General features: G+C 73.0%; 1 protein-coding gene. It reads right to left on the reverse strand.

Annotated features, from left to right (window positions below; all coding sequences use genetic code 11):
- Positions 1-2,750, reverse strand: a 2,750-nt coding sequence (locus ACFYZF_RS30600) for an AMP-binding protein (RefSeq protein WP_387026656.1), incomplete at both ends; no start/stop codon positions are given.

Here is a 2,750-nt window from a genome sequence, read left to right on the forward strand (position 1 = left end):
CGGGTGCCGGTGGGGTCGTGGTAGAAGCGTTGGGTGGTGAGGTCGTCGTCGTTGAGGTAGCCCCGGGCGAGTCCCGCGCCGCTGACGACGATCTCGCCGACGACCCCGACGGGTACCGGCTCCCGCTCCCCGTCCACCACCAGCGCTCCGGAGTTGGCCAGCGGGCGGCCGATCGGCACCGGCCGGTCCGGCGCCGGCGGCTCCAGCAGGCGGTGGCAGCAGGAGAAGGTGGTGTTCTCCGTCGGTCCGTAGCCGTTGAGCAGGTTCCGGTGGTCGAGGAACCGCGCGGCCTCGGCCATCAGCGGGCCCGGCACCGCCTCGCCGCCGACCAGGATGGTGTGCATGCCGCGCAGCGCGTACGGGTCGGCCTCCAGCATCATCCGGAACACCGAGACGTTGAAGAAGCCGGCGGTGACGCCGGTGCGGGCGATGAAGCCGGCCAGTTCCCGCTGGTCGGCGACGGTCGCGTCGCTGGGTACCGCGATGCTGCCCCCGTTGAGCAGGGCTCCCCAGATCTCCAGGGTGGCGGCGTCGAACGCCAGGTTCGAGGCGAGTACGAAGACGTCGGACGGCCCGAAGGTGGCGAAGTTCTGCCCCCGGACCAGCCGTACCACCGACCGGTCGACAATCTCCACGCCCTTGGGGCTGCCGGTGGAGCCGGAGGTGTACATGACGTACGCCGTCGACTGCGGGCCGCGCGCCGGGAAGCCCGGGGGTGGCGCCCACGCAGTCGCGCCGCAGGGGTCGACCCGGTCCATGTCCCCGGGTACCAGGTGTGCCATCTCGGCGGTGACGACCGCGTGGACCGCGCCGGTCGAATCCCGGATCACCGCCACCCGGTCCGCCGGGCTCCGGGCGTCGAGGGGCACGTAGGCGCCTCCGGCGCGCAGCACACCGAGTAGCGCGGCCAGGAACTCCGGAGAGCGGCCGACCAGGACGAGTACCGGCTGTCCGGGTTGGACGCCGGCGGCGACCAACCGCGCGGCGATCCCGACGGACCGGTCGTGCAACTCCCGGTAGGTGACCGTACGCGTGCCCCGTACGGCCGGAGCGTCCGGGCGCAGCGCCACCTGCTCGTCGAAGAGCTCGATCAGTCCGGCGTCCGCCGGGTAGTCCGACGCGGTCTGGTTGACCTGCTCCAGGAAGGCGCGGTCGTCGTCGGTCAGCAGGCTGATCCGACTGATCGGTTCCTGCCGCGCCGCGAGCGAGGACGTCAGCAGCAGACCCAGCGACGTGCTGAGCCGCCGGACGGTCGCGGCCTCCAGGACGTCGGTCGCGAACTCCCAGCGCAACCGGATCGTCCCGGAGCGCTCGGTCACGAAGACGCCCAGCTCGTACTTGGCCACCCTCGGATCGAACGGGAGTTCGTCGAGCACGCACCCGTCGGCGGAGGCGGGCAGGCCGGTCGGCATCTCCTGGGCCACCACCATGCGGGTGAGCCGGTCGGCGTTGTCCGACCGGCCCCCTGACACGGCGGCGAGGATCTCCTCGAACGGCAGAGCGGCATGCGCCACGGCTCCCGACAGCCGGTCCGTGGTCACCGCGACCAGTTCGTCCAGCGTGGTCGTGGCCGGGACGGTGAACCGGATCGGGAGGAGGTTCACGAGGTAACCGACGGTGTCGGCGAGGTCTGGGCTGGAGCGGTCCACCGCAGTGGGCACGGAGACGGCGAAGTCCTGCTGCCCGCTGTACCGGTGGGCGACCGCGGCCAGGGCGGCGAGGAGCACGGCGAACGGGGAGGTCCGGTGCCGGTTGGCGAGGGCCGCGACCGCCGCCGTGACGGTGGGTTCGAGCGTGACGGTGACGCTGCGTCCCGTCTCGCCGCTCCGGGCCGGGCGGGATCGGTCCAGCGGCAGTTCCAGCGCCTCCGGTGGGGGTGCGAGTTCCCGTTGCCAGTAGGCGCGTTCGGCGTCCCAGGTCGCGGGCGCGGTCCGGCGCTGCCCGGCGGCGAAGGCCAGCATGCCGGGCGAGGCGGGTGCCGGGGTGCCGGCCAGCTCGTTTCGCAGACTGTCGACGATGATCCTGACCGACGCCCCGTCGACCAGCAGGTGGTGCACCGCGATCAGGACGAGATGGCCGGCGTCGTCGGTGCGGGCCACCACCGCGCGCCAGAGCCGGCCCCCCTCGGCGACGATCCGACCGGCCAGGAGCTGGAAGGTCTGGTGCAGGTACTCCTCGACCCGGTCCGTGGCGACCACCGGCTCGTGGACGTCGACCCGGCAGGGCTGGTCGGTGCGACGCAGCTCGGTCCGCCCGGTCTCGTCACCGATCTCCACCGTGAACGCCTCGTGCGTGCCGAGCGCCCGGGACAGGTGCGTGGCCAGCAGCGCCGGTTCCGGGCCGCCACTGATCCGCAGCGCCACCGGCAGGACGAAGGCACGGCTTCCCGGGTGCAGCAACTGCCACGTCCACAGCCCTTCCTGGCCGTACGAGAGCGGGGCGACGAGGGGAGCGGCCGGCGTGGCGTCCGGCCGACCGGTGCCGTCGGCCGGCCCGCCCGGAATCCCCTGCCCGGTCGGAGCCGCCGGTCCGGACGGCACCGCCTGCTCGATCAGGGCCGCCTGTTCGGCGATGGTGCGCCGGGCCAGCAGACCGCCTCCGGTCACGGCCCGGCCGTACGCCTGCCGGATCCGGCCGACCAGAACCATCGCCAGGCGGGAGTCGCCGCCGAGGTCGAAGAAGTTGTCGTGGATGTCGATGTGGTCGAGTTCGAGGGTGTCGCGCCAGAGGTCGGTGAGGCGGCGTTGGAG

The organism is Micromonospora sp. NPDC001898 (genome assembly GCF_042891255.1).
Taxonomy (GTDB): Bacteria; Actinomycetota; Actinomycetes; order Mycobacteriales; family Micromonosporaceae; genus Micromonospora.